The sequence below is a fragment of the Arcobacter defluvii genome, from assembly GCF_013201725.1.
GTDB classification, from domain to species: domain Bacteria; phylum Campylobacterota; class Campylobacteria; order Campylobacterales; family Arcobacteraceae; genus Aliarcobacter; species Aliarcobacter defluvii.
On sequence record NZ_CP053835.1, the window covers coordinates 615,751 to 642,568 of the forward strand.

The 26,818-nt window shown below is 27.7% G+C and carries 23 protein-coding genes; 4 read left to right on the forward strand and 19 right to left on the reverse strand.

Features of this window, described 5'->3' with window-relative positions; genetic code table 11:
• Positions 1-161 precede the first annotated feature (161 nt).
• From lepA to ADFLV_RS03140, 4 genes are all read right to left on the reverse strand, one after another.
• Positions 162-1,949: a translation elongation factor 4 gene (lepA, locus tag ADFLV_RS03125; RefSeq protein ID WP_129010474.1), complete on the reverse strand. Its 1,788-nt coding sequence runs from the start codon at positions 1,947-1,949 to the stop codon at positions 162-164.
• 121 nt (positions 1,950-2,070) lie between these two features.
• On the reverse strand, positions 2,071-3,129 hold the full coding sequence (locus tag ADFLV_RS03130; RefSeq protein WP_164968480.1) for an OmpA family protein: 1,059 nt from the start codon (positions 3,127-3,129) through the stop codon (positions 2,071-2,073).
• 146 nt (positions 3,130-3,275) lie between these two features.
• The gene (locus ADFLV_RS03135) at positions 3,276-4,298 is read right to left on the reverse strand and encodes an OmpA family protein (protein WP_014473336.1); all 1,023 of its coding nucleotides are present in this window, start codon (positions 4,296-4,298) and stop codon (positions 3,276-3,278) included.
• Positions 4,299-4,356: 58 nt separating this feature from the next.
• Positions 4,357-5,289, reverse strand: coding sequence for a ribose-phosphate pyrophosphokinase (locus ADFLV_RS03140; RefSeq protein WP_014473337.1), 933 nt, complete (start codon positions 5,287-5,289; stop codon positions 4,357-4,359).
• Positions 5,290-5,558: 269 nt separating this feature from the next.
• Here ADFLV_RS03140 and ADFLV_RS03145 point away from each other — a divergent pair, with 269 nt between their 5' ends.
• Positions 5,559-6,671, forward strand: coding sequence for an Opr family porin (locus ADFLV_RS03145; protein ID WP_129010476.1), 1,113 nt, complete (start codon positions 5,559-5,561; stop codon positions 6,669-6,671).
• 49 nt (positions 6,672-6,720) lie between these two features.
• Here ADFLV_RS03145 and mnmA read toward each other — a convergent pair whose 3' ends face one another.
• The 3 genes from mnmA to ADFLV_RS03160 all read right to left on the reverse strand — a co-directional run bounded on the left by mnmA (position 6,721) and on the right by ADFLV_RS03160 (position 9,340).
• On the reverse strand, positions 6,721-7,764 hold the full coding sequence (gene mnmA / locus ADFLV_RS03150) for a tRNA 2-thiouridine(34) synthase MnmA (protein WP_129010477.1): 1,044 nt from the start codon (positions 7,762-7,764) through the stop codon (positions 6,721-6,723).
• On the reverse strand, positions 7,715-8,242 hold the full coding sequence (gene folK / locus ADFLV_RS03155) for a 2-amino-4-hydroxy-6-hydroxymethyldihydropteridine diphosphokinase (protein WP_129010478.1): 528 nt from the start codon (positions 8,240-8,242) through the stop codon (positions 7,715-7,717). The genes mnmA and folK overlap by 50 nt, the downstream gene beginning before the upstream one ends.
• Before the next feature lie 72 nt (positions 8,243-8,314).
• Positions 8,315-9,340 carry a M24 family metallopeptidase gene (locus ADFLV_RS03160; RefSeq protein WP_129010479.1) on the reverse strand — a complete coding sequence of 342 codons (1,026 nt, stop codon included), beginning with the start codon at positions 9,338-9,340 and terminating at the stop codon, positions 8,315-8,317.
• Between the two features lie 76 nt (positions 9,341-9,416).
• On the opposite strand from ADFLV_RS03160, the gene aroQ reads away from it, so the two are divergent.
• The 3 genes from aroQ to sppA are packed head-to-tail and all read left to right on the forward strand — an operon-like array spanning position 9,417 to position 11,986.
• Positions 9,417-9,881, forward strand: a complete 465-nt coding sequence (aroQ, locus tag ADFLV_RS03165; protein WP_014473342.1) for a type II 3-dehydroquinate dehydratase — start codon at positions 9,417-9,419, stop codon at positions 9,879-9,881.
• A 4-nt stretch (positions 9,882-9,885) separates the two neighbouring features.
• Positions 9,886-11,109, forward strand: a complete 1,224-nt coding sequence (mqnF, locus tag ADFLV_RS03170) for an aminofutalosine deaminase family hydrolase (RefSeq protein WP_129010480.1) — start codon at positions 9,886-9,888, stop codon at positions 11,107-11,109.
• Positions 11,102-11,986 carry a signal peptide peptidase SppA gene (sppA, locus tag ADFLV_RS03175; RefSeq protein WP_129010481.1) on the forward strand — a complete coding sequence of 295 codons (885 nt, stop codon included), beginning with the start codon at positions 11,102-11,104 and terminating at the stop codon, positions 11,984-11,986. The genes mqnF and sppA overlap by 8 nt, the downstream gene beginning before the upstream one ends.
• Positions 11,987-12,041: 55 nt before the next feature.
• Here the strand turns inward: sppA and ADFLV_RS03180 are convergent, their stop codons facing one another.
• The 12 genes from ADFLV_RS03180 to ADFLV_RS03235 all read right to left on the reverse strand — a co-directional run bounded on the left by ADFLV_RS03180 (position 12,042) and on the right by ADFLV_RS03235 (position 26,725).
• A complete protein-coding gene (locus ADFLV_RS03180) occupies positions 12,042-13,250 on the reverse strand; it encodes an acetate/propionate family kinase (RefSeq protein WP_014473345.1) in 1,209 nt (402 codons plus the stop codon).
• 29 nt (positions 13,251-13,279) lie between these two features.
• A complete protein-coding gene (gene pta / locus ADFLV_RS03185; RefSeq protein ID WP_014473346.1) occupies positions 13,280-14,275 on the reverse strand; it encodes a phosphate acetyltransferase in 996 nt (331 codons plus the stop codon).
• A 279-nt stretch (positions 14,276-14,554) separates the two neighbouring features.
• Positions 14,555-15,748 (reverse strand): acetate/propionate family kinase, encoded by a 1,194-nt coding sequence (locus ADFLV_RS03190; protein ID WP_014473347.1) that lies wholly within the window; start codon positions 15,746-15,748, stop codon positions 14,555-14,557.
• Positions 15,749-16,105: 357 nt separating this feature from the next.
• Complete coding sequence (locus ADFLV_RS03195) at positions 16,106-17,296, reverse strand: acetate/propionate family kinase (protein WP_129010482.1); 1,191 nt, start codon at positions 17,294-17,296, stop codon at positions 16,106-16,108.
• A gap of 24 nt (positions 17,297-17,320) precedes the next feature.
• Positions 17,321-17,941 carry a 3'-5' exonuclease gene (locus tag ADFLV_RS03200; RefSeq protein ID WP_014473349.1) on the reverse strand — a complete coding sequence of 207 codons (621 nt, stop codon included), beginning with the start codon at positions 17,939-17,941 and terminating at the stop codon, positions 17,321-17,323.
• The gene (locus ADFLV_RS03205) at positions 17,934-19,775 is read right to left on the reverse strand and encodes a putative nucleotidyltransferase substrate binding domain-containing protein (protein WP_129010483.1); all 1,842 of its coding nucleotides are present in this window, start codon (positions 19,773-19,775) and stop codon (positions 17,934-17,936) included. Before ADFLV_RS03205 ends, ADFLV_RS03200 begins: the two co-directional genes overlap by 8 nt.
• Positions 19,776-19,868: 93 nt before the next feature.
• Positions 19,869-21,518 carry a cation acetate symporter gene (locus tag ADFLV_RS03210; RefSeq protein WP_014473351.1) on the reverse strand — a complete coding sequence of 550 codons (1,650 nt, stop codon included), beginning with the start codon at positions 21,516-21,518 and terminating at the stop codon, positions 19,869-19,871.
• Positions 21,518-21,832 (reverse strand): DUF485 domain-containing protein, encoded by a 315-nt coding sequence (locus ADFLV_RS03215; RefSeq protein WP_014473352.1) that lies wholly within the window; start codon positions 21,830-21,832, stop codon positions 21,518-21,520. The genes ADFLV_RS03210 and ADFLV_RS03215 overlap by 1 nt, the downstream gene beginning before the upstream one ends.
• Before the next feature lie 286 nt (positions 21,833-22,118).
• Positions 22,119-23,771 carry a cation acetate symporter gene (locus ADFLV_RS03220; protein WP_014473353.1) on the reverse strand — a complete coding sequence of 551 codons (1,653 nt, stop codon included), beginning with the start codon at positions 23,769-23,771 and terminating at the stop codon, positions 22,119-22,121.
• Positions 23,771-24,085, reverse strand: a complete 315-nt coding sequence (locus ADFLV_RS03225) for a DUF485 domain-containing protein (protein ID WP_014473354.1) — start codon at positions 24,083-24,085, stop codon at positions 23,771-23,773. The genes ADFLV_RS03220 and ADFLV_RS03225 overlap by 1 nt, the downstream gene beginning before the upstream one ends.
• A gap of 187 nt (positions 24,086-24,272) precedes the next feature.
• Positions 24,273-24,905, reverse strand: coding sequence for a 3'-5' exonuclease (locus ADFLV_RS03230; RefSeq protein ID WP_014473355.1), 633 nt, complete (start codon positions 24,903-24,905; stop codon positions 24,273-24,275).
• Entirely contained in the window at positions 24,905-26,725 is a 1,821-nt protein-coding gene (locus ADFLV_RS03235; protein WP_014473356.1) for a DUF294 nucleotidyltransferase-like domain-containing protein, read from the reverse strand. Before ADFLV_RS03235 ends, ADFLV_RS03230 begins: the two co-directional genes overlap by 1 nt.
• Positions 26,726-26,818 lie beyond the last annotated feature (93 nt).

Below are 26,818 nucleotides of genomic sequence, written 5' to 3' on the forward strand. Positions count from 1 at the left end.
TTGTCAGAAAACTTTAAAAAGAAAATTGTTCAGAAAATTAAAGATATTTAAAATCTAAGATTTTATGTAGATTCAAGGCGGAAGGTAAAATTTATTGAGGAGCTTAGTGTACTAAGTGAGTCAATAAATTTTTCATTCCAACGCAGAAGATGCGTGAAAGATTAGATTTTAAGAACTGCCATGAATGCTTCTTGCGGTACATTCACCTTTCCAATCGCTTTCATTCTTTTTTTACCTTCTTTTTGTTTTTCAAGAAGTTTTCTTTTTCTCGTGATATCTCCACCGTAACATTTTGCAGTTACGTTTTTCCCCATTGATTTTACAGTTTCTCTAGCAATTACTGTACTTCCAATACTTGCTTGCACTGCAACTTCAAAAAGTTGTCTTGGAATTAATTCTTTTAGAGCTTTTACAAATTCTCTTCCTTTTGAAACTGCTTTATCATCAGGAACGATGATTGAAAGTGCATCAACAACATCACCAGCAACTCGAATATCAAGTTTTTTAAGATTTCCAGGTCTAAATCCAACTGGTTCATAATCAAAAGATGCATAACCTTTTGTAGTTGATTTTAATTTATCATAAAAATCCATAACAATTTCATTCATCGGTAAATCATATTCAAGTAAAACTCTTTTTCCTAAGTAATCCATTTTTATTTGGATTCCTCTTTTATCATTAAGAAGTTTTATAACATTTCCTAAAAATTCATCAGGTACTAAAATAGTTGCTTTTACATATGGTTCAAAAATTGTTTTTATATAATTTGGTTCAGGAAGTTCACTTGGATTTTGTATCTCTATAACTTCTCCATTACTTTTTTCAACTCTATAAACAACTGTTGGTGCAGTTGCAATTAAATCTAAGTCAAATTCTCTCTCAAGTCTCTCTTTAATAACTTCCATATGAAGCATTCCTAAGAAACCAGTTCTAAATCCACTTCCTAAAGCTGCTGAACTTTCAGGTTCAAAAGAAATTGAAGAGTCATTTAATTTTAATTTATTTAATGCTTCTCTTAAATCTTCAAATTTATCAGTTTCAATTGGATAAATTCCTGCAAAAACAAAAGGTTTAGCTGGTTCAAATCCGTCAATTGCAACTGCTGTTGGAACTTTAGCATCGGTCATAGTATCACCAACGGCAATTCCATCTAAAGTTTTAAGACCCAATACAACAATTCCTATTTCACCTGTTTTTATTTCTAGTGTATCTTGCCTTTTAAGAGGATGTGGATACATTAAACTTAAAACTTGATGTTCAACTTTTGTGTTCATAAGTTTGATTTTTTGACCTTTTTTGATACTTCCATCATAAACTCTAACAAGTGCTAAAGCTCCAAGATAGTTATCAAACCATGAGTCATAAATAAGAGCTTTTGTTGGTGCATTTTCATCTCCGTTTGGAGCTGGTACTCTATCAACTATTGAATCAATTAAATCTTTAACTCCAAGACCAGTTTTTGCTGAAATTAGATTATGTAAAGTACAATCAAGTCCAATAGCTTCTTCAACTTCTTCTAAAACTCTAATTGGATCAGCACTTGGTAAATCTATCTTATTTACAACAGGTAATAATTCTAAATCATTATCCATAGCTATATAAACATTTGCTATAGTTTGTGCTTCAACACCTTGAGTTGAATCAACTATTAGTAAAGCACCTTCAGATGAAGCTAGTGAACGGCTTACTTCATATGAAAAGTCAACGTGACCTGGAGTGTCAATAAGATTTAAAACATATTTTTGTCCATCTTTTACATAATCAAGCCTAACACTTTGGGCTTTGATAGTGATACCTCTTTCTTTTTCGATATCCATCGTATCCATAACTTGAGAAGTCATTTCTCTATCAGTAATAGCTCCACATTCTTGAATAATTCTATCTGCAAGTGTTGATTTTCCATGATCAATATGTGCAATAATACTAAAGTTTCTAATATTTTTTTGCAAGGCTATTCCTATAATTTGTTTATTATTTATCGCGATTATATCTAAAGTTTAGTAAGTTTATAGTTAAATGATTTTTTATGATAGCTTAAAAGATTTAGAGTTAATCTAAATCTTTTGAAAATTATTGATTTACTAGTGCAGTAACTCTTCTATTTAGAGCTTTACCTTCTTCTGTTTCATTTGTTGCAATAGGTTGAGTCTCTCCATATCCTATAGCTTTTAATTTTGAAGATTTTACTCCATAAGCTTTTAATGCATTTACAACTGAAATAGCTCTTCTATCAGATAAATTTTGATTATATGCATCACTACCCTTAGAATCAGTATGTGCTTCAATTACTGCAGTCATTGTTTGATTAGCTTTTAGCATATTTGCAAATTGATGTAATTTTTCATCATAGATATTTTTTATTTCTGCTGAGTTGTTATCAAAATTAATATTTAAATTTACAGTTTCAACACAACCATCTTTATTTACTTTAACACCTGGTGAAGTATTTGGACATTTATCAAATTTATTTGATACTCCATCTTTATCATCATCTTGAATTGCTGGTAAAACTTCAGTAGGCTCTTCAATTATTGGAGCTTTAACTTCTTCTTCTATAATTGGAGCTTTTGCAGCAATGATATCATTTGTATATTTTTTTCCTAAAGGCATTCCTAAACCTAAAGTATACATCATATCATTTTGATTTTCTTTTGTTGCAATTAGATGTCTAACATCTCCTTTTATTGCAATTCCATAATAAGGAATATCATATCTTAGACCAATTCCATAGTTGAATACGGCAGAATCTTTATGTTTGTCTAATTCTTGTGAAACATTTTGATAACCAATTCCGGCTAATCCATAAGCTGCTAATCTATCTGTTAACTCAAATTTTTTAACTGCATTTAAAAATATTCTATCAATATTTGTATTTCCATTTGAATTCTCATACCCAACACTAGCACTTCTCATGTATGCTATTTCAACTTGATCAATAAAAGTTTCTTCAAAATTTTTACCAATAGAAATACCACCATTTATATAATTATCATCTTCTAATCCTGCTTTGCTATCAGTTAAGATTCCTGAAACAAAAGGTGTGATTTCATAACTATATGTTCTACTTGGATCACTTGCAGCAAAAAGAGCCGTTGCACATACCATAGATGTTATTAATATTTTTTTCATCATTTTTCCTTGATTGAAATAATTTTGTTCATTATAACTTAAAAAAAATATTATTTTTATTAAAAATATTAAAAATTATTAAATAAAAAAAAGGGGTTAAGTAAAACTTAACCCCTTTTAATTTATTTAAGTTAATAATTTAAAAATTATTTAACCATTACAGCTTCAACTCTTCTGTTTTCAGCTCTACCTTCAACAGTTGCATTTGTTGCAACAGGTCTTGTTTCACCATAACCAACAGCTTTGATTTTTGTGCTATCAACACCTAAATCAGTTAATGCTTTAACTGTAGAAGCAGCTCTTCTTTCAGATAATTTTTGGTTATATGCATTTGAACCAACAGAGTCTGTATGAGCTTCAATAGATGCTTTTAATTTTGGATTAGCTTTCATCATTTTTGCAAATTCTGCAACTCTTGAGTTATAAGAATCTTTAATTACTGATTTATCAGTATCAAAGTTAATATTTAAGTTGATTAAAGTCATACATCCAACTGCATCAACTTTAGCACCTTTCATTGTATCAGGACATTCATCTAAATTATCAATAACACCATCACCATCAGTATCTTTTGGTGCAGCAACTGGAGCTGGAGTTTCAACAACTGGAGCTGGAGTTTCAACAACTGGAGCTGCTTTTGCAACTTCACCAAATGGAACAGAGAATCCTAATGTATATAATAAGTTATTATCTCCATGATCAACTTCAATTAAATGTCTAACATCAAATTTTAAAGATAATTCATCAGCTATTTTATATTTAATCCCTGCACCATAGTTACCAAATAAACCATTTTCATTTCCTGCATTTTCATTATCAAAAATTTCTACACCTGCTCCAACTAATGTATATAATGAAGCATCAGCTGTTAAAGGATATTCTTTAACTAAGTTTGTAAATATTCTAGTAATTCCAGTATCAGATCTTGAACCATCTTTATAATCTACATCTTCAATAGATCTTAAAAAACCTAATTCAACTTGATCAATAAAAGAATCAAATTGATTAAATCCTAAACTTAAACCTGCGTTTGCATAATTTCTATCTAAATCTAAATTACCTTCAGTTACAACTCCACCAATTAATGGTGTAATTTCATATTTATAGTCACTATTTGCAGCTAATGCTAAAGTAGCACAAGCAATTGTTGATAATAATACTTTTTTCATGTTTTTTCCTTTTGGATAATAATTTCGCGAATTATATCATATTTTTTTTATTTTAATATTAACTATTAAAAATTGAATTAACAGATTCATTATTATGAATTCTTCTAATAGCTTCCCCAATCATAGCTGAAGCTGTTAAAACGGTTAACTTTTTAGCATCTTTTTGTGTAGGAATTGTGTCTGAAATAACAAGTTCATCAAGTTCACCTTTGTTAATTCTTTCATATGCCGGACCACTTAATACACCGTGAGTACAGCATGCCATAACTGAAGTTGCACCTTTTTTCTTTAAAACTTCTGCTGCTTTTACTAAAGTTCCTGCAGTATCAACCATGTCATCAACTAAAATTACATCTTTATCTTTAACATCTCCAATGATATTCATAACTTCAGCAACATTTGCTTTTTCTCTTTTTTTATCAACTATAACTAAGTCATATCCTAATTTATCAGCATAAGATCTAGCCCTTGCAACTCCACCAATATCTGGGCTTGCAATAATAGGATTTTTTAAATTTTTACTTTTTATATAATTAACAAATAATATAGAACCAAATAAGTTATCAGCTGGAATATTGAAAAAGCCTTGAATTTGAGCAGCATGTAAATCAATAGTTACTACTCTTGTAATTCCTGCTGCTTCAAGTAAATCAGCAACAAGTTTTGCAGTAATTGGAACTCTTGGAGCTGCTTTTCTATCTTGTCTTGCATATCCAAAATATGGAATAACAGCTGAAATTGATTTTGCACTTGAACGTTTAAGTGCATCTACCATTATTAATAATTCCATTAAATTATCATTAGTTGGTGCACAAGTTGGTTGAATTATAAATACATCTTGTCCTCTAACACTCTCTGTAATTTGAACAGATATTTCACCATCACTAAATTTATTTAATGTTGCGTCTGATACTGGCATACTTAAATATTCACCTACTTTTCTTGCAAATTCAGGATTAGCTGAACCACTAAAAAGTTTAAATGTTGACATAAAATTTCCTTACATTTGATTGAATCCGTATTCTAGCTAAAGTGTACTTAATGAATATTAAGTTAATTCATAATTAAGTAAATATTGTATAAAATAATAATCATTATCGTTAGTATAAAAACAATGGATAATAATTGTGTATATTTAATATACAATCAAAATTAAAACAACAGTTTATTTAATGTTATAATTTTGATGTTCTTCTAATACGAATAAATTACTTGCGCGAAAGTTTTTTATTCAAATATTTTATTTTACAAGGAAAAAATATGAAAAACCTTTTTAGAGGTCAAACAATAAGTTTAGTTACATGCGGATTAATTTTAAGTTCTACTATGTCATTTGGTGCAGATTCAATTGATGCAGCTTTTAAAGAAGGTAAAGCTTCAGGAAGTTTAGCATTATATGGTGAAAAGTATGACAATAAAGGTGGAGATAAAGATACTGGATTTGGAAATGGAAATGCAACTGTTGCTTTTGAAACAGGTTCTTTTTATGGTTTATCTGCAAAAGCTGAATTTAAAGGAAATTTAAAACTTGGTGAAGTTGAGCATAACGATCATGATAATGAATATCTTAATAATTCTTTAATGACAGAAGCTTATATAAAATATGCTACAGAAGGATTCTCTTTAACTGCTGGTAGACAAGCTATTGATCTTGAATGGTTAGGTGATTATAATGAGGCTGTTGTTGCTGCAATTACTGCTATTCCAGATACTACAATTGTTCTTGGGTTTGCAAATAGACAAGCTGAGTCAGGTATTGATTTAAGTGAAGATTTTGAAGATATCAATGACAATAAAGGAGCATATGTTCTTGATGTTAAATATGCAGGTTTTGATGGTGTAGAATTAAATCCTTATTTTTATACAGCTCCAGATGCACTTGATTGGTATGGGTTAAAAGCAACATTTACTACTGATTATTTTGGTGCAATTGCTCATTATGCTGCAAGTAGTGTAGATAATTCTGTTGGTGTAGAAGATGGTTCAATTGGGCATGTTGAATTAAATACTGAAGTTGCAGGACTTTCAGCTGGTGTTGGTTATATTAAAACTGATAAAGATGGTGGCGTTGAATTAATGGGTGTTGCAGGTGATAACATAAATCCATTTGATGATGGTAACTATGTATATGTAGCTGATGCAAGAACTGTATATGGTTTTTTAGGATATACAATTGCTGATGTTGAATTAGGTGCATTATATGGACAAACTACTTATGGTTCAAATGATGATAAAGAAAGTGAATTAAATTTAACAGCTGCATATCCAATTACTGAAACATTAACAGCATCAATTTTATATGGTGATGTAAATGCTGAAGTATCAGGAAATGATTATAACAAAGTATTAGCAAGCGTAGAATATACATTCTAATATAAATATAATTTAGGAGTTTTCTCCTAAATTATAGTTTTTAAAAAAACTATTTAGTACTTTCTATCCAAGCACTTCCAATTACTTTTTGGTCATCATAAAAAACTGCAAGTTGACCTGTTGCAACTCCATAAACAGCTTCTTTTAAAGTTATATAAACTTTTTCATCTTTTATTTCTACTTCACAAGGTGTTGATGTTGATCTATATCTTAGTTTTACACTACAAGAAAATTTTGTCTCATCAATAAACATATTTAGATTATTTCCAACTACTTCATTTACTTCTAAAGACTCTTTTTTACCTACGACAATAGTATTATCTTTAGGATTTAATTTTGTAACAAAATGTGGATCATGTGCTCCATGAACAGTAAATCCTCTTCTTTTCCCGATTGTATAGTGAGCATAACCTTTGTGTTCACCTACAACATTTCCTTGTTCATCTAAAACTTTTCCTGGAATATCAATATTTGCATGTCTTTTAACAACATCAGTGTAAACAGTTTCAACAAAACAAATTTCTTGAGATTCACTTTTTTCTGTGATTTTTTTGTAAGCTACATCTAAATCTGCACCAAACTTTACAATATCTTCTTTTTTGTAAGTACTTAAAGGAAACATCATATATGGTAATGCATCTTTATCAACTTGAGATAGGAAATAACTTTGGTCTTTTGTTTTATCATCAGCTTCATAAAAAAACTTTCCATCAGTTTTTGCATAATGTCCAGTTGCTAAAAAATTAGCTCCATGTTTTTTTGCAAAATTAAGCATTGCACCAAATTTTATTTGACGATTGCATTTTACACAAGGATTTGGAGTTGTGCCTTCTAAATAAGAATCAACAAAATAATCATAAACCTCTTTTGAAAACTCATCTGCTAAATCTAATATGTGATATTTTATATTTAAAAATTTAGCTACATCATCTATATAACCTAAATTTCTTTCATGATAGCCATCAGTTCTATTATGAAGTTTTAGATATATCCCTTCAACTTCGTAACCTTCTTTTTGTAGCATATAAGCAGTAACTGAAGAATCAATTCCACCGCTCATTCCAACCATAACTTTTTTTTGTTTTTCGTTCATTTTTCATCCTTTTTAAAGGAATAATCACTGACTCTCTATTTGCCCAATTTTTGTGAGGGATAATTAAATTTTCTGTATTTATTTTTTTATTATCAAAAAATATTATATCAATATCCAAGGTTCTAGGCGCATCTTGAAAGGATCGCTTTCTTCCGAATTTTTTTTCATATCTTTGCATTGCTTTTAAAAAAGCGTTAGGACAAAGATTTGTTTGGAGGCGAATTATACCATTTAAAAAGTCGCTTTGTTCCAAAAATCCAAAGGGTGGATTTTTTAAAAGAGGTGAAGTCATAAGTAAAGTAAATCTTGCGTCTTTTCTTAAACATAAGATTAATTTATCAAATATCTTTTTAGTATTTCCAATATTTCCCCCAATTCCTATAGTTACCTTGTATTTTTTTTGTGAGTAAGAATTGAATTTTTGAGGAAAATTAGAAGAATAAAAAAGTGTTAATTTATGTGATATTTTTTTTTTCAAATTTCTCTCTTTTTTGTTAAAAAATAAATCATGATTAAATTTATCAAGATTTATTTTTTCTATTTTTTTGATTTAAAGTATTACGGCTTTACCATTTTGCATTACAATTGTATCTTCAATTCTAACCCCAAATTCATCAGGAAGATAAATTCCAGGTTCAACTGTAAATACCATATTATCTTCAATTATTACATCTGATTTGGAATTTATTACAGGAAATTCATGAATATCAAGACCAACACCATGACCAGTACTATGAATAAAATATTTTCCAAATCCTGCTTTTTCTATTACATCTCTAGTTAATTTGTCAATTTCACTAGCTTTCATCCCAGTTTTTGCATTTTCAATAGCATTTAATTGAGCTTTTAAAACAATATCATAGATTTTTTGATGTTTTTCATTTTTGAATTTTTGTTCTCTTTTAAAACTGAAATTCTCAAAATCAACATGACTTGTGCAAGTTCTATCAGAACAATATCTTTTATATTTTATTCCCGCATCAACTAATAATAAATCATGTAGTTTTAATTTTTTTGAAGTTGGAAGAGCATGAGGTTTTGCTGCATTTTCATTTATCGCAACAATTGGTTCAAAACTTATATCAAGTTTACCTGTTTGGCTCATTTTTTCAAAAGCTTTAAAATATAAAAATTGTTCACTCTGATTGAAACCATTTTTTCTTATAAATTTTGCTAATTCTTTGAAACCTTCACGTCCAGCAACAGCTGCTTTTTTAAGTAAAGTTATCTCTTTATCACTTTTAATAATTCTTTTTAATTTTGAAAAGTTTTCTTTAGCAATAAATTCAGTTTTTAGATTTTCAGTTAATTTTGTATAAGAAGCAAAACTAAAATCGTTTGGGTCAAATGTAATTTTTTTGATTTTATTTTTTTTTAAAATCTCTTTTGCTGTTTCTATTAAATTTGAAGATTCTAGTACTTCACACTTTTTTGCATACTCTTTTGCTTCTGTAGTATATCTAGCATCAGTTATAAAAAATCTATCTTTTTCTAAATTCAAAAAAATAACATTATCGCAAGAGAATTTACATTCAAAATATATTGCATTTTCATTTTGTAATATAAAGTTTTTCATAAAAAGCCTTTGTTTGGGTATGGTTTAACAAAAATTTAATTATAATCTTACCCAAAATTTATAAAAGGAATATAATATGAAAATTGCCGTAATTCAAGGACCAAATTTAAATATGTTAGGAATTAGAGAACAACATATTTACGGTCCAATGAGTCTAGAACAAATTCATGAACAATTAAAAAGTGCAGCTGAACAAAATGGAATTGAATTAGAATTTTTTCAATCAAATTTAGAGGGTGAAATTGTAGATAGAATTCAAGAGTGTTTAGGAACTGTTGATGGAATAATGATAAATCCAGCTGCTTATTCTCACACTTCTATTGCAATCAAAGATGCTCTAAGCGCAGTTAATATGCCAGTAGTTGAAGTTCATATTTCAAATATTTATAAAAGAGAAGAATTTAGACAAAAATCTGTAACTGCAGGTGCTTCAACAGGTGTTATCTCTGGATTTGGACCATTTGGTTATCATATGGGATTAATTGCTTTAATGCAAATTATTGCTGAATTAAAAGCAGTATCACAAGCAAAAAATGCTTAATTAAATGAAAATTATAAGTGCTTCATGGGTTGTTTCTTGTGATGAAAATGACAGAATCATTAAAGATGGTGCTGTTGTTTTTGATGAAAAAATCATAGAACTTAATACCCTTTTAGAAATAGAAAAAAAATATCCTAATATTGAAATAAAAAAACTAGAAAAGAATTCTATTTTAATGCCAGGACTTATAAATTCTCATGTTCATTTAGAATTTAGTGGGAATTCAACTACTTTAAAATATGGAAATTTTTATGCATGGTTAAATTCTGTTATTAGATATAGAGAAGATTTAATAAATAAAGCAAATACAAAATTAATAACAGCAAAATTAGAAAAGATGAAAAAAACAGGAACTACTACTATTGGAGCAATTTCATCATATTCTTTTGATATAGAAGCTTGTATAAATGCACCTATAAATACGGTATTCTTTTGCGAAGTTATTGGTTCAAAAGCTGATATGATAGATACACTTTTTGCTGATTTTAAAAGTAGGCTAAATAATGCAAAAAAATTTGCTTCAAAAAATTTTATTCCAGCAATTGCTATACATTCTCCATATTCAGTTCATCCATTTTTAGTAAGAGAAACTTTAAATTTAGCAAGAAGTGAAAATTTAGCTGTTAGTTCTCATTTTTTAGAGTCACGTGAAGAGTTTGATTGGTTACATAAAGACGAAGGTTCTTTTTTAGAATTTTTTAAAAATTTTTTAAATCAGGAAAAAGCAGTTTCAAAACCAATGGAATTTTTAAATCTTTTTTCAAATATAAAAAATCTTTCATTTACACATTGTGTTGAAGCAAGTAATAATGATTTAGAAAAGATTAGAGATTTAGGTGCAAGTATTAATCATTGTGTTACTTCAAATAGACTTTTAAATAATACAAAACTAGATTTAGATAGATTAGGTGAAATTCCTTTTACAATAGGAACTGATGGTTTAAGCTCAAATAATTCGTTATCAATGTTTGATGAATTAAGAAATGCATTAATGGTTCATTATGATAAAAATGTAGTTGAGTTTTCTAAAAAATTAATAAAAGCTGCAACAGTAAATGGAAGTAGGGCTTTAGGATTAAATAAAGGTAAACTTGAAAAAGATTTTGATGCAGATATGATAACTTTTACTTTACCTGATAAAATTGAAGAAAAAGAGGACTTGTTTATGCAAATAATTTTACATACAAAATTTGTTGATAATGTGATAATAGGAGGTGAATATGTTTAATTTTTTTAAAACACTATTTTCGCCAGTTATAGCAATATTGGATTTCATAACTAAATATTTTAAAACTATAGTTTTTTTGACAATAATTTACTTTGTAGTATTTGATTCTAATGAAAATTTAGTTGATAATGATAAATTAGCAAACTTACAAAAAATAGAATTATCAGGAGCTATTTTAGATGTTAGTAAAGTATTAGAAAATATAGAAAAAGCAAAAAAAGATAATAATATTAAAGGTGTATTATTTGTTGTCGATTCTCCTGGTGGTGCAGTTGCTCCTTCTGTTGAATTAGCTTATGCAATAAAAGAGTTAAAAGAGTTAAAACCAGTTGTTGTTTATGCAAGTGGTGTGATTGCAAGTGGAAGTTACTATTCTTCTATTTGGGCAAATAAAATTATTGCTAATCCTGGAAGCATGGTAGGTTCAATTGGTGTTATTATGCAAGGCGTGAATGCTAGTGAACTTATGGAAAAAATTGGAGTTTCAACTCAAACTGTAAAAGCTGGAAAATATAAAGAAACAGGAACACCTAGTAGAAAGTGGTTTGATTATGAAGAAAAACAACTTCAAAGCGTAATAGATGATACATATAATATGTTTATAACAGATGTTGCAAATGCAAGAAATCTTGATGTAAAAAATCATAATGTTTTTGCTGATGCAAAAATTTTTACTTCAAAACAAGCAAAAGAAGTTGGACTTGTTGATGAAGTTGCAACTATTTCTTTTGCTCAAAATACACTTATTGAATTATCAAAAGTAAAAAATCCAATTTGGAAAAAAGAAGATAAATTTGAGAAGTTTATGGATAAATTTGTAAGTGAAGCTGTTTCTAAAATAAGTATGAATTTTGTAACTGGATTAAAAGCTTATTAAATTTTTATATCTAAAGAATAAAAAAGTGAAGTATAAACTTCACTTTTTTTATTTATTATTTTTCAATTTCAAGACCTGAAACAATTCTATAAGTATCATTAGCAATAACAAATTCTTCATTTGTTGGAATAACAAAAATTCTTGCAGCTGAACTATTTGTTGCAATATCTCTAGCTTTTGAACTTCTTTTATTATTTTTAGTTGGGTCAAGAATTAATCCCATTCCATCTAATCCAGCACAAACAATTTCTCTAATTAATGATGAATTTTCACCAATTCCACCTGTGAAACATAAAGCATCAATTCCATCAAGTGCAGCAACATAAGAACCTACATATTTTTTGATGTTATAAGCAACCATTTCTACGGCTAATCTACATCTATCATCACCATCTTGCATACCTTGTAAAACTTCTCTTAAATCAGAAGATTTTCCTGAAATTCCTAAGATACCTGATTTTTTATTCATGATGTCGATAATTTGATCAATATCTAAACCTTCTTGTTTCATCATATATGAAATAGCACCAGCTCCAACATCACCAGCTCTTGTTCCCATCATTAAACCTTGAACAGGAGTAAGACCCATAGATGTATCTATACATTTACCATTTAATACCGCACTTACAGATGAACCATTTCCTAAGTGACAAACAATAATTCTTGTATTTCTTTTTTTATCTAACATCCCTCTTGCTTCATTTGAAACATAATAGTGACTAGTTCCATGGAATCCATATTTTCTAATACCATGTTTTGTATATTGTTCATAAGGTAATGCATACATATAAGCATAATCAGGCATTGTTTGATGGAATGCAGTGTCAAATACAGCAACATTTGGTTTCCCTGGCATTAATTCTTGACAAATTTCCATTCCCATGATATTTGCAGGATTATGCAAAGGAGCTAAAGGAATTAATTTTTTCATAGTCTCAACAACTCTAGGTGTTACCATAACTGATGATGCAAATTCTTCTCCACCATGAACTGCTCTATGACCAATTGCATCAATATCATCAATTGAATTAATAACTTTTCCTTCACTTTCAACTAAAGTTTTTAATACTAACTCAATTGCTTCTTTATGCGTAGGCATAGGAACTTCTAATGTTAATTTTTGTCCTTCACCAAACTCATGCTTTAAAACACCATCAATTCCAATTCTTTCACAAAGACCAACAGCTAAAACTTCTTTTGAAACTGGATTCATTAATTGATATTTTAAAGATGAACTACCTGCATTTAAAATGAATACTAACATATATCTCTCCTTAGTTTAGTTATAAATTTTTATTTGATTTGTGTTGCTGTAATAGCAACTAAGTTTGCAATATCTTCAACTGAACAACCTCTTGAAAGGTCATTTACTGGTTGATTTAATCCTTGAACGATTGGACCGTGAGCTTCTGCTCCTGCAAATCTTTGAACAAGTTTATAACCAATATTTCCAGATTGTAAATCAGGGAAAACTAAAATATTAGCTTTTCCTGCAACTTTTGAACCTGGAGCTTTTTTAGCACCAATTGATTCAATAATAGCTGCATCAGCTTGTAATTCTCCATCGAATGCAAAATTTACATTTCTTTCAGTTAAAATATCACAAGCATATTGAACTTTATCAACTAATGGGTGTGATGCACTTCCTTTTGTAGAAAATGATAACATAGCAACTCTAGGTTCTAATCCTACAACAGAACTTGCAGTAGCAGCTGTTGCACAAGCAATATCAGCTAATTGTTCAGAATTTGGTTCAGGAATAACTGCACAATCTGCAAATAAAATTAAACCATTATCTCCAAATTTTCCATCAGCAGTTTCCATAATAAAAGCAGAAGAAACAGTATTGATTCCTGGTGCAGTTTTTATAACTTGAATAGCAGCTTTTAAAACATCAGCGGTTGGTGAATTTGAACCTGCAACTAATCCATCTGCATCTCCTAGTCTTACCATCATACAACCAAAAAATCTTGGTTCATTTAACATAATTTCAGTTGCTTCTTCTTTTGAAAGATTTTTACTTTTTCTTAATTGAACTAATTCATCAATATATTTTTCAATATTATCAAAATTTTTAGGATCAACTATTGCTGCTCCATCAATATTTGCTCCACACTTTGCAGCGTCAGCCTTGATAGTTTCAACATTTCCAATTAAAACAACTTTTGCAGTATTTTCTTCTAAAACTTGTTGAGCAGCTTTAAGAACTCTTTCATCCTCTGGCTCTGGTAGAACAATAGTTCTTAATTGTAGTTTCGCTTTTTCTTTGATACTTTCAATTAAACCCATTTGTAAGTTATCCTTTCTAGTTTAAACTTTGTGGAAAAATTATAATTAAGAAACATAGCATTAACATAGCAATGTCTTATAATCTCACTAAAGGTTATTTTATAGCATATTAAAAAAAAAGTACATAAAATATACATTATTATAAAAAAAAATAGGATTTGTGAGAAATAGTGATAAGTTATGAGGAATAAATGTTTTAATTGTGTAAAAAAAGCAAGTACTATGTACAATAATTATACATAATACTCAATTTTAAGATAAATTTCTAAATGTAACAGATTATTTCTTTTTTACTAGATCGAAAGTATCTTTTGCTATAACAAGTTCTTCATTTGTTGGAATAATATAAATCTTTGTTTTAGAAGTTTTTTTGCTAATTTCTCTAATTCCAGATTTTCTTATACTATTTTTTTCTGTATCAAGTTCAATTCCCATAAAATCTAATCCATTACAAACTTTTTCTCTTATTAAATCAGAATTCTCTCCTATTCCAGCTGTAAAACAAATGGCATCAACTCCATGCATTAATCCAGCATAAGAGCAAAGATATTTTTTAATTCTTGAACATAACATTTCAATAGTAATTTTTGATCTTTTATCGCCATCATTTGAAGCTTTTATAACTTCTCTTAAATCTGAACTAATACCTGAAACACCTAAAATGCCTGATTTTTTATTTAGATAGTTTATAATTTGATGAGTATCTAAACCTTTTTTTTCCATTAAATATGGAATAACACCTGCGTCAATATCTCCACATCTTGTACCCATTATTAATCCTTCAAGAGGAGTTAATCCCATAGATGTACTTATTGATTTTCCATCTCTTACTGCACAAACAGATGAACCATTTCCAAGATGACAAACAATTATTTTAGAATCTTTTTTATTTAAAATTTTTACAGCTTCATTTGAAACATAATAGTGACTTGTTCCATGAAAACCATATTTTCTTAGATGATGCTCTGTATAATCACCATATGGAACAGCATATAAAAAGTTTTCTTCAGGCATTGTTTGATGAAATGCTGTATCAAATGTTGCAACATTAGGAACATTTGGCATTAATTCTTGACAAATTTTTATTCCAAGAACATGTGCAGGATTGTGTAAAGGAGCAAGTGGAATTAAATTTTCAATCTTTTTAACTACATCATCATCAATTAAAACAGATTTTTTAAAATATTCTCCACCATGAACAACTCTGTGTCCAATTGCTTGAATCTCTTTTATAGAATCAATAACTTTTGTTTCATCATTTGTTAAAATTCTTAGTACTAATTCAATTGCTTCTTTATGTGTAGGAATTGGTAGTTCAAAAGTTAATTTTTTATTTTCTCCTACTTCATGTTTTAAAATTCCATCAATTCCAATTCTTTCTACTAATCCACTAGCTTTTAATTCAGAAGTTTCTGCGTTGATTAATTGGTATTTTAAAGACGATGAACCTGCATTTAATACAAATACTAACATAAATTATTCCTTTCTTCTTAAACAATATATTTTTTATAAAAATCATTAAATTGATAATCACGTTAATATAATAACATTTTTTCAAAATTTAAAAATCTCAAAATTTTTTGTAGATTATATTAAAACTTAAATCTATATTTGCTTTTAAAATTAATTTTATTTCATAAGAAAGATAGATTATAGATAAGAAAATCTAAATTAAATTTTTTTAACTGTTGAAAATCAAGTGATTTTGAGTAAGGATATGGAAAATTTAATTTTAAAATGTTTAAAAAATGCTATTTGAAAAGTATTATGTACATTGATTGTACATAATACTCAATTTTCTAAAAGTTTTCTAATTTGTAACATATTTTACTATTTTACAAGTTTATATGTATCTTGTGCTATTACTAATTCTTCATTTGTTGGAATAACAAAAATTTTTGTTTTTGAAGTATCTCTATTTATTTCTCTACTTATATTAGATTTTAATTGATTTTTCTGGTTATCAAGTTCAATCCCCATAAATTCTAAATTATGACAAATTTTATTTCTTATTAAATCAGAATTTTCTCCAATGCCAGCTGTAAAACAGATTGCATCAACTCCACCTAATAAACCTGCATATGAACAAATATATTTTTTTACTCTATTACACATCATATCTATTGTAACTTGCGCTCTTTGATCACCATCATTTGCTGCACTAATAATTTCTCTTAAATCTGAACTTATACCAGAAACACCTAGAATACCTGATTTTTTATTTAAATAATCAATAATTTGATGTGTATCCATACCTTTTCTATCCATTAAATATGGAATAACTCCTGCATCAATATCACCACTTCTAGTTCCCATCATCAAACCTCCTAATGGAGTTAGTCCCATTGTTGTATTTAAAGATTTTCCATCTTTGACTGCACAAACAGACGAACCATTACCTAAGTGACATACTATAATTCTTGATTCTTTTTTATTATCTAAAAGTTTGATTGCTTCTTGAGAAACGTAGAAGTGACTTGTTCCATGGAAACCATATTTTCTTAAATGATGTTCTGTATAATCTTCATGAGGAACAGGAAATAAAAAATGAACTTCTGGCATTGTTTGATGAAATGCTGTATCAAAAACAGCAACATTTGGAACATTTGGCATTAATTCTCTACAAATTTTCATTCCTAAAATATTTGCAGGATTATGTAAAGGTGCAAGAGGAATTAATTCTTCAATTTTTTTAATTACTTTATCTGTAACGATTGTTGATTCTTTGAAAAACTCTCCACCATGCGCAACTCTATGCCCAACAGCTTGAATTTCAGTTATTGAATCAATAATTTTTGTTTCACCTTGAGTAAGAGTCTCTAAAATAAGCTCAATAGCTTCTTTATGTGATTGAATAGATGCTTCTATAGTTAATTTTCTATTTTCGCCAACTACATGTTTTAATACACCATCAATTCCAATTCTTTCAACAATTCCACTAGCTTTTAACTCAGATGTCTCTGCATTGATTAATTGATATTTTAAAGATGATGAACCAGCATTTAATACAAATACTAACATTATAATTTTTTTCCTTTCTATAGTTTATTTTATTTTTATATTTGGTAAATTTTTAAGTTTTATGAAAATCATAGCAGTCATGATTGCATCATTATATGCATCATGCTTTCCTAAATTTGGTATATTTAGTTCTTCCATAATAGAATTAAATCTCAAATCAATATGTGATTGAGGGATAATTTCAATTTTATAATCATGATAAATTTCTGAAACTTCATAAGCTTTATTGGGAAGAGTAATCCCAAGTTTTGGTTTCAAATATTTATTTATCATTGCAATATCAAATTCTAAAAAATATCCAACCAATGGTCGATTTCCAATGAAATCAATAAATTCAGTGATAACTTCATCTATCTCTTCAGCATCATTTAAATCACACTCTCTTATATGATGTATTTTTATAGCTTCAGCTTGAAGTTTTGTTTTTGGTTTTATAAATTTTATAAATTTTTTACTAGATACAATCGTATTATCTTTTATAATAACTGCTCCAATTGAGATAATGTCATCTTTTTTTGGATTAAGTCCTGTTGTTTCACAATCAAAACATACATATTCATTATCAAAAGATTTATCAAACAAAAATAGATATTTTTGATCTTTTAAATTTTTTTTATTAAAATAATTTTTAATAGTTCTAAACATAGTTTAACTTAAAGTGAAATTCTAATTTTTTCTTTAATTTATTTACAATTTTAAAAGATTCTTTTAATAAATCTTTTTCCATAGTATTTAAATTATTAGGGTTGATATAGTTATCTATTTCAATATTCTTGTCAAGTTTTTCTAAATTTGATTTTAATTTCAAATTTGTTAAAAAATTGAAAGCCATTGTTAATTCTTTGGCAAATTCTTCTTCAATAATTCCTATTTCAACTAACTTTTTTATTCTTTTTGCGGTGTTTGTATTAAAAATCTTATTTTCTAAACTTAGAGATCTAATACCTTGAACGATGATAAAAATTCCACCTCTTTTTATATCTATTTCATTTTTATGTTTATTATCTTTACTATTAAAAACAAAACCATCAAAGAAACCTAATGGAACATCAAAACTTAATATCACTTTTGCAAAAAGTGCATAAAAAGTTTGACTATTAGAAGATATTTTAAATAGATATTCTTTTAATCCAGTGATTAAATCTTTATCACCTGAAACATATACCGCATCGTAAAAAATTGCTATGTTCATGAAGTTGTCACCAGTTGGTTCATTTATCCATGAATAAATTAAATCTTTAAAATCAGATTTTTTTCTACACCAATAAGGATTAGAAACCATTATGTTTCCTTCACATCTAGGAAACCCAAAATCAACAAGTGTCTCTGTAAATTTTGATGTAAATTTTTGTAATTCATTCTCCTCCATTGCACAATCATCTGATAAAATCAAAGCATTATCTTGGTCAGTTTTTAGAATTTGTTCTCCTCTTCCTTCACTTCCCATAACAACTAAACAAGATTTCTCATATAATTCTTTAGGTGCAAGAATTTTATATAATTTATCTAAAAGTTTTTTATTTAATTGATTTATTAGTTTAGAGATAAACTCAATTTTTACACCTTTTGCATTTAGAGATTTTATTATTTTAATAAAAGATAACGAAGCTTCTTTTAGTTCTTCAACTGTTTCAGCTTTTACTATTTGATTTGAAACAGAAAAAATGTTTGTAGCAAAAAAAGAAGATAAAGATATTTGATCTAAAATCCCAATAATTTCATCTTTATCATTTTTTACAACAACTCTTTTCACTCCATGTTTTGCCATTATTAATTGGGCATTAAATAAAAAATCTTCTTCATTTATATAAATAAGACCTTTTGTAGCAATTTTTATAACTTCATCATCAAAATTCATTCTATTTAAAATAACTTTTTGTCTAAAATCAGAATCAGTTACAATATACATTTCTCCTAATTCATCTTTTAATAAAATAGTTGGAATTTTTTCTTTTTTGATAATATTTGCTGCTTCAAAAATAGATTTTTTTGTATCTATAATCACAGCTTTATGAATTTTTGCATCTTTAACTTTTGCAATCATAATATTTGCCATTTCTTTGTTTTTCTCATGTAAAATATTATTGTTAAGTTTTTCTGAAATGGATTGGAAAAAATAGTTCTCTAACTCTTGATTTTCATGAAGTATATTTATAAAAATCTCTCTTGGAAGAGTATAACAAATGGTCTCTTCTGTAGTCACAAAACTATTTTTTGAATAATTTTCTATTAAAGATATTGAATCGAAAATTTCATTTTTTGAGTATATTGATAAAACTTCATCATCTTGTTTTTCTTGAATTACTCCTTTTAATATAAAAAAAAGTGTTTGAGGTAAACTTCCTTGAGCTTGTACTGTCTCATTCTCTTTAAAATACACAATATCCATATTTTCAACGAAAGTATCAATTTGATCTGTTGTTAAATTTTTAAATGGATGGATCGAAGAGATAAATGTTTTTTGTTCTAATATACTCATATTTTCCTCTTTTTTAAAAATAAAAGTAATGATTGAAATAAAATCAATCACCAATATACTTGAATATCAAAGGAAAATCCTTTGATATTTTTATTAGTGAGAAACAGCTCCTGCTGCACCAATTCCTGTATTTGCTCTTACATTTTGAGCTCTAAATAATACTTTTTCTTTTTGAGCTCTAGGCGAGTTGTCAAGTTTAGAAAAGAACCAAATAGAAACAAATGCAACAGTTACTGAGAATAGTGCAGGGTGTGCATAAGGAAAAATTGCTTTTTCATTTCCTAAAATTTGTACCCATACATTTGGTCCTAAAATTACAAGTGCAACAGCAGTTATAAGTCCCATAAATCCACCTATAAATGCACCTCTTGTAGTTAATCCACTCCAGTAAATAGATAAAAATAAAATAGGGAAGTTTGCACTCGCTGCAATTCCAAATGCTAATCCAACCATATATGCAATATTTTGAGATTCAAATGCAATACCTAAAGTTACTCCAATAATTCCAATTATAATAACTGTAATTTTTGAAATTTTTACAACTTTTTCATCACTTGCATTTGGATTAATTACATTTGCATAAATGTCATGTGATATAGCACTAGCACCTGCAAGTGTTAAACCTGAAACAACTGCTAAAATAGTAGCAAAAGCAACAGCAGAAATAAAACCTAAGAATGCATTTCCACCTAACATATGAGATAAATGAACAGAAGCCATATTGCTTCCTCCAAATAATTTCCCATCAACGAAATATTGTGCTCCATCAGCTGAATTTAAAAATGCAATAGCTCCAAATCCAACTATTGTAATAATTACCCAAAAATATGCAACAAATCCAGTTGCATAAACTACAGATTTTCTAGCTTCTTTTGCATTTCCAACTGTAAAAAATCTCATTAGAACGTGAGGAAGTCCAGCTGTTCCAAGCATTAAAGCCATACCTAATGAAATAGCTGAAATTGGGTCTGAAATAAATCCTCCAGGACTTAAAATAGACTCACCACTTGTATGGTTTTCAACTGCTTTTACAGCTAATTTTTCAAATGAAAAATCGAAACTGTATAAAACCATAATTGCCATAAATGAAACACCAGAAAGTAATAAACAAGCTTTAATAATTTGTACCCAAGTAGTTGCTAGCATTCCCCCAAATGTTACATAAATAATCATTAATGCTCCAACCATAAATACAGCATACTCATATTCCATACCGAATAATACTTGAATTAATTTTCCAGCTCCAACCATTTGTGCAATTAGATATAAAATAACAACTGATAATGAACCAAATGCGGCAAGAGTTCTAATCTCTTTTTGTCCTAATCGGTATGCTGCAATATCAGCAAAAGTAAATTTACCTAAATTTCTTAATTTTTCAGCCATGAAAAATAAAATAACAGGCCAACCAACAAGAAATGAAACAGCATAAATTACTCCATCATAACCTTTCATATAAATCAGACCAGAAACCCCTAAAAAAGCTGCAGCTGACATATAATCTCCAGCAATTGCTAAACCATTTTGAAATCCACTAATTCCACCACCTGCTGTATAAAAATCGCTTGCAGATTTTGTTTTTCTTGCTGCCCAATAAGTAATCCCTAATGTACCAACAATAAATACGAAAAACATAATAATTGCAGAAATATTAAGCTCTCTTTTAGTTGCTTCAAAAGTTGCATCACCTGCTGCAAATGCAGATATTGCAATAATTGAAATAAGTGCTAAAACTTTTAACATTATATTAAATCCTTTACATCTTTTTTTATTTCATTAGTTAATTTTTCAAACTCAGTGTTTGCTTTTCTTACATAAATTAATGTTGTAATAAAACTAATTACTAAAATTGCCAATGCAATAGGAAATGCAATAGTTGTTATACCATCTCCAACTTTTGCTGATAAAAGTTCTTTGTCAAATGCAATAACTAAAATATATGCATAAAACATAACTAATACAAAAATACCAAGCTTAATTCCTAAGCCATTTCTTTTTGAAACTAATTCTTTATATTTAGGATTAGATTCAATTCTCTCAACCAGTTCGTCGTTCATTCTGCTTCCTTTTTAATAAGATAATAAACAAAAGTTTATTACCTTTTTTCATTTAAACTAAATTAATAAATATATAAAATAGTTAATGAAAAAAAGTATCTGATTATACTTATAAATATAAATTTGTATTAGAAAATTTCATAAAATATGTAAAAATTGTGTAGTAATTTGTAGATTTGTAACATAAAATACAATTATAAATTATTAATTTTAATTATAATTGTTAAGCTATATTTAATAAATAAAGTTTATTTTACTAAAGAGAAGATTCTCTTTAGTAATTTTATTAATGAGCAACAGCTCCATCAGCACCAATACCAGTTTCAGCTCTAACATTTTGTGCTTCATAAGCTTCAATTTCTTGTTTAGCTTGTTCAGACTTATCTGTGATAGAAAAGAACCAAATAGATATGAATGCAATAGTTACAGAAAATAATGCAGGGTGTTTATATGGGAATATAGCTTCTGCATTACCTAAAATATCTTTCCATACAGTTGGACTTAAAATAACTAAAATTACAGCAGTTAATAGACCAATAAATCCACCAATAAATGCTCCTCTAGTTGTTAATTTTTTCCAATAAATTGATAAGAATAAAATAGGGAAGTTAGCTGATGCTGCAATAGCAAAAGCAAGACCAACCATGAATGCAATATTTTGTTTTTCAAATGCAATTCCTAAAATAACTCCAACAATACCAATAATAATAACTGATCTTTTTGAAACTTTGATTTCATCTGCTTCAGTTGCTTTTCCTTTTTTCACAACAATCGCATAAATATCATGTGAAATTGAAGATGCTCCTGCAAGTGTTAATCCTGATACAACAGCTAAAATAGTAGCAAATGCAACAGCTGAAATAAATCCTAAGAATATATCTCCACCAACAACATGAGATAAGTGAATAGCAGCCATATTTCCACCACCAAAAAGTTTACCATCAACATAATATTGAGCACCTTCTGGAGAATTTAAATATACAATAGCTCCCAATCCAATAACTGCAATAATTAAATAGAAATAACCAATAAATCCAGTTGCATAAACAACAGATTTTCTTGCTTCTTTTGCATTACCAACTGTAAAGAATCTCATTAAAATATGTGGTAATCCAGCAGTACCTAACATTAATGCCATACCTAATGAAATAGCAGAAATTGGATCTGAGATAAATCCACCTGGAGCCATAATAGCTTGACCTTTTGTGTGACTTTCTACAGCTTTTGTTGCAAGTGCTTCAAAAGAGAATCCAAAATGAGATAACACCATGAATCCCATAAACGTAACACCTGAAAGTAATAAAACAGCTTTAATAATTTGTACCCAAGTTGTTGCTAACATTCCACCAAATGTTACATAAATAATCATCATAACCCCAACAAGGATAACTGCATATTCATAATTCATACCAAATAGAACTTGAATTAGTTTTCCAGCTCCTACCATTTGAGCAATTAAATATAATGTAACAACTGATAATGAACCAAATGCTGCTAAAATTCTGATTTTTGTTTGATCTAATCTATATGCTGCAATATCAGTAAATGTAAATTTACCTAAGTTTCTTAATTTTTCAGCCATTAAAAATAAAATTACAGGCCAACCAACTAAAAATCCAACGGCATAAATTAAACCATCATATCCATTTAAATAAATCATACCTGAAATACCTAAAAAAGATGCAGCAGACATATAATCTCCAGCAATCGCCATACCATTTTGGAAACCTGAAATTCCTCCACCAGCTGTATAAAAATCACTTGCAGATTTAGTTTTGCTAGCTGCCCATTTTGTAATAGCTAATGTTCCAGCAATAAAAATAAAGAACATTATAATTGCTGAGATATTTAAATCTCTTTTTGGTCCATCAAATGTTGCATCCCCTGCTGCAAATAATGCAAATGCAAATAAGCTTAATATTGTAACAATTCTTAACATTATAATAAATCCTTAACATCATTTTTAATTTCATTAGTTAAATCTTCAAATTCACTATTTGCTCTTTTTACATAAATTAGTGTAGTAATAAAACTAATTAAAATAATTGCCGCGCCAATAGGAAATGCTAATGTCATAACCCCATCTCCAATTCTTGTTGCTAGTAATTCTTTATCAAAAGCGATAACTAGAACATAAGAATAAAACATCGCTAATACAAAAAGTGATAGTATTAAAGAAAATGAATTTCTTTTTGAAACTAACTCTTGATATTTAGGATTAGATTTAATTTTGTTAACTAAGTCTTTATCCATTTTTGCCTCCTGTAAATTGTGTTTAATTTAAAAATACTTTGGAATAATAAACTATGAAAGTTGCAATAACATAGCATTTAAAAATTATTTACAAAAAATCTTATATAAATAAAACTTAAAAAATGTACTAATTTATTTAATTATAAAAATATAATAAAATTGATTGTAAAAAGTAACTATAATATAATTAATTAGTGTAAAAAGTAGTTTTTGCTGGAGTTAAATCTTTTAATTTTAAAAACATCATAGATGTCATAATTGCATCATTTAATGCATCATGTTTACCTAAAGCAGGTATATTTAAATTTTTTAAAATAGTATCAAATTTTAAATCAATAAATTCATAATCACTTGTTCTTTTTCTTGTTCTGTAATACATAGTTGAAACTTCAATAGTATCATTTGGAAGTTTTATTCCAATATATTTTTTTGTATATTTTGAGATAATAGTTACGTCAAATTTTATATAATAACCTACTATTGGTCTTGATCCAATAAAATCTAATAGTTGATAAATTGCATCTTCTGGATCAAGTGCATTTTCTAAATCTACTGTCCTAATTTGATGAATTTTAATTGATTCTGCATTAATATTTTTTACAGGTTTTAAAAAAATATTAAATGTTTTTCTCATTAAGATTTTATTTCCTTTTATTAAAACTGCACCAATTGAAAGTATTTCGTCTTTTTTAGGATTTAATCCTGTAGTTTCGCAATCTAAAGATACATATTCATCTGCCAAAGGTTCATCAAATAAGAAATCATATTTCTTGTTTTTTAACTTTTTTCTGTTCCAGTTTTTAAAAAATTTTTCTAACATCATGAAATCTTATCAATTTTAAATACATAATTAATGAATTTTTTAAATTCAATAATAATTTTGAAAGAATCTTTTAATAAATCTCTTTCAATTTTCCCAAGAGCGTGAGTGTCTATTTCATTGTTGATTTTTTTTCCTGCTTGTATATCATCTAGTTGAGACTTTAATCTTAGAGTATTTACTACATCAAATGCTTCAATTAATTCTGCTGCTTTACTTTTTTCTAGAATTTTTTTCTCTTCTAAAATTTTAATTCTTTTTACAGTTGTAGTCTCTCTAATTCTTTCTCTTAATGCTAAACTTCTAATTCCTTGAACAATTGGAAACACAGCAGCTTTTTTTATATCAATAAAATGTGTTTTGGTCATAAAATTAGATATTGTTGTTGGTGTATCAAAAGCTAGAGTTGCTCTTGCAAAATATGCCATAAAAACATCTTTATCATGTAATTTATTAAATAAATTATCTTTTAAATTTATTAGTAATTCTTTGTCTCCTGCAACTGCGAAAGAATCAAAGAAAATTGCTAAATCCATATAGTTTTGCATATCAGGAGCTTCAATCCATCGAATAGTCTCTTTTTTATATTCACTAACAGTTTTACACCAAAATGGATTTGAAACCATAATATTTCCTTCACAAGGAGGATAACCAAAATCAATTAAGTGTTTTGTAATCTGTTCCATATATGGTCTATATTGTTCAACATTAACATCATCTTTTATAACAAGCGCATTATCTTGGTCTGTTTTAATAATCTGCTCATTTCTTCCTTCACTTCCCATAACAATAAAACAAGCATCTTTTTGTAACTCTTTTGGTAATACTAAACTATATAGTTTTTGATATACTTTTGTATTTAATTGACCAATCAAGTTTGATATATGATTTACTTTTACCCCTTTTGCATGTAGACTTTTTATAATATTTAATAAATCTTTACTAGCATCTTTTAAATCTTCTATTTTTTTAGCTTTTTTTATTTTTGAATCTACAACATATGTATGATTTGCAAAATGTGAAAGTACATCAATTTGTTCTAAAATTCCTATCATTTCACCTTTATTATTTGTTACACCAATTCTTTTAATATTTTTCTTGATTAATATAGTTAGTGCTTCAAATAAATAATCATCATTGTGAACTGTAAGAAGTGGAAATATTGCAATATCAACAACAGGAATTGTCAAATCTCTACCTTCAAGTAAAACTTTTACTTTTAATAAAGAATCAGTAATTATTCCATATTTCCCTGAATCTTTTTTTACTATTATTGTAGAAGTTTTATATTCCATTGATTTTTCTATTGCATCAATCAATCTTGTGTTCTCTTCAACTATACAAGCTTCATGGATCAATGTATCTTCAACTTTTGCAATCATAAAAGATGATAATTGAGATGTATATTCTTTATCTTTTAGAGTTTGGATTTTATTAACTAAATCTTTTAAGAAATAATCTTTAAATTGTTGATTTTTTTCAATTAATGAAAGGAAAGTATTTTTTTCGATTTCATAGCAAATTAACTCTTCATTTACTTTGAAAGTATTTGCACATTTTCCATATATTAAAGAATTAGAATCAAAAGAATCTTCGTGTTGATAATCCATAACAATTATATTGTCTACTGAATATTCATATACTGAACCTTTAATAATTATAAAAAAATGTTCAGGTATTTTTTCGGGGCTAATTAGTATTGAATCTTTTGGATAATATGCAATATCCATGTGTTGGATACACATGGACATTTGTCCTGGTGTTAAAACTTGAAATGGATGAATATTAGATAAAAAAGCCTCTTGGTCTTGTATACTCATATATTTCCTTTGTTTTTATTTAGTATTTTTTTAAACTAAAAAGATTTAATTTAAAAAAATACTAAAAGTATACCAAAAGGTATACTTTATAGT

Coding starts and splice junctions, on each gene's coding strand:
- ADFLV_RS03135 (WP_014473336.1), bottom strand. CDS start 4,298: ATGAAAAAAGTATTATTATCAACAATTGCTTGTGCTACTTTAGCATTA.
- sppA (WP_129010481.1), top strand. CDS start 11,102: ATGTTTAATTTTTTTAAAACACTATTTTCGCCAGTTATAGCAATATTG.
- ADFLV_RS03225 (WP_014473354.1), bottom strand. CDS start 24,085: ATGGATAAAGACTTAGTTAACAAAATTAAATCTAATCCTAAATATCAA.
- ADFLV_RS03140 (WP_014473337.1), bottom strand. CDS start 5,289: ATGTCAACATTTAAACTTTTTAGTGGTTCAGCTAATCCTGAATTTGCA.
- ADFLV_RS03195 (WP_129010482.1), bottom strand. CDS start 17,296: ATGTTAGTATTTGTATTAAATGCTGGTTCATCATCTTTAAAATATCAA.
- ADFLV_RS03210 (WP_014473351.1), bottom strand. CDS start 21,518: ATGTTAAAAGTTTTAGCACTTATTTCAATTATTGCAATATCTGCATTT.
- mqnF (WP_129010480.1), top strand. CDS start 9,886: ATGAAAATTATAAGTGCTTCATGGGTTGTTTCTTGTGATGAAAATGAC.
- ADFLV_RS03130 (WP_164968480.1), bottom strand. CDS start 3,129: ATGAAAAAAATATTAATAACATCTATGGTATGTGCAACGGCTCTTTTT.
- ADFLV_RS03200 (WP_014473349.1), bottom strand. CDS start 17,941: ATGTTTAGAACTATTAAAAATTATTTTAATAAAAAAAATTTAAAAGAT.
- ADFLV_RS03160 (WP_129010479.1), bottom strand. CDS start 9,340: ATGAAAAACTTTATATTACAAAATGAAAATGCAATATATTTTGAATGT.
- ADFLV_RS03145 (WP_129010476.1), top strand. CDS start 5,559: ATGAAAAACCTTTTTAGAGGTCAAACAATAAGTTTAGTTACATGCGGA.
- aroQ (WP_014473342.1), top strand. CDS start 9,417: ATGAAAATTGCCGTAATTCAAGGACCAAATTTAAATATGTTAGGAATT.
- ADFLV_RS03205 (WP_129010483.1), bottom strand. CDS start 19,775: ATGAGTATATTAGAACAAAAAACATTTATCTCTTCGATCCATCCATTT.
- ADFLV_RS03220 (WP_014473353.1), bottom strand. CDS start 23,771: ATGTTAAGAATTGTTACAATATTAAGCTTATTTGCATTTGCATTATTT.
- ADFLV_RS03190 (WP_014473347.1), bottom strand. CDS start 15,748: ATGTTAGTATTTGTATTAAATGCAGGTTCATCGTCTTTAAAATACCAA.
- ADFLV_RS03235 (WP_014473356.1), bottom strand. CDS start 26,725: ATGAGTATACAAGACCAAGAGGCTTTTTTATCTAATATTCATCCATTT.
- ADFLV_RS03215 (WP_014473352.1), bottom strand. CDS start 21,832: ATGAACGACGAACTGGTTGAGAGAATTGAATCTAATCCTAAATATAAA.
- ADFLV_RS03230 (WP_014473355.1), bottom strand. CDS start 24,905: ATGTTAGAAAAATTTTTTAAAAACTGGAACAGAAAAAAGTTAAAAAAC.
- ADFLV_RS03180 (WP_014473345.1), bottom strand. CDS start 13,250: ATGTTAGTATTCATTTTAAATGCAGGTAGTTCATCTTTAAAATATCAA.
- pta (WP_014473346.1), bottom strand. CDS start 14,275: ATGGGTTTAATTGAAAGTATCAAAGAAAAAGCGAAACTACAATTAAGA.
- mnmA (WP_129010477.1), bottom strand. CDS start 7,764: ATGAACGAAAAACAAAAAAAAGTTATGGTTGGAATGAGCGGTGGAATT.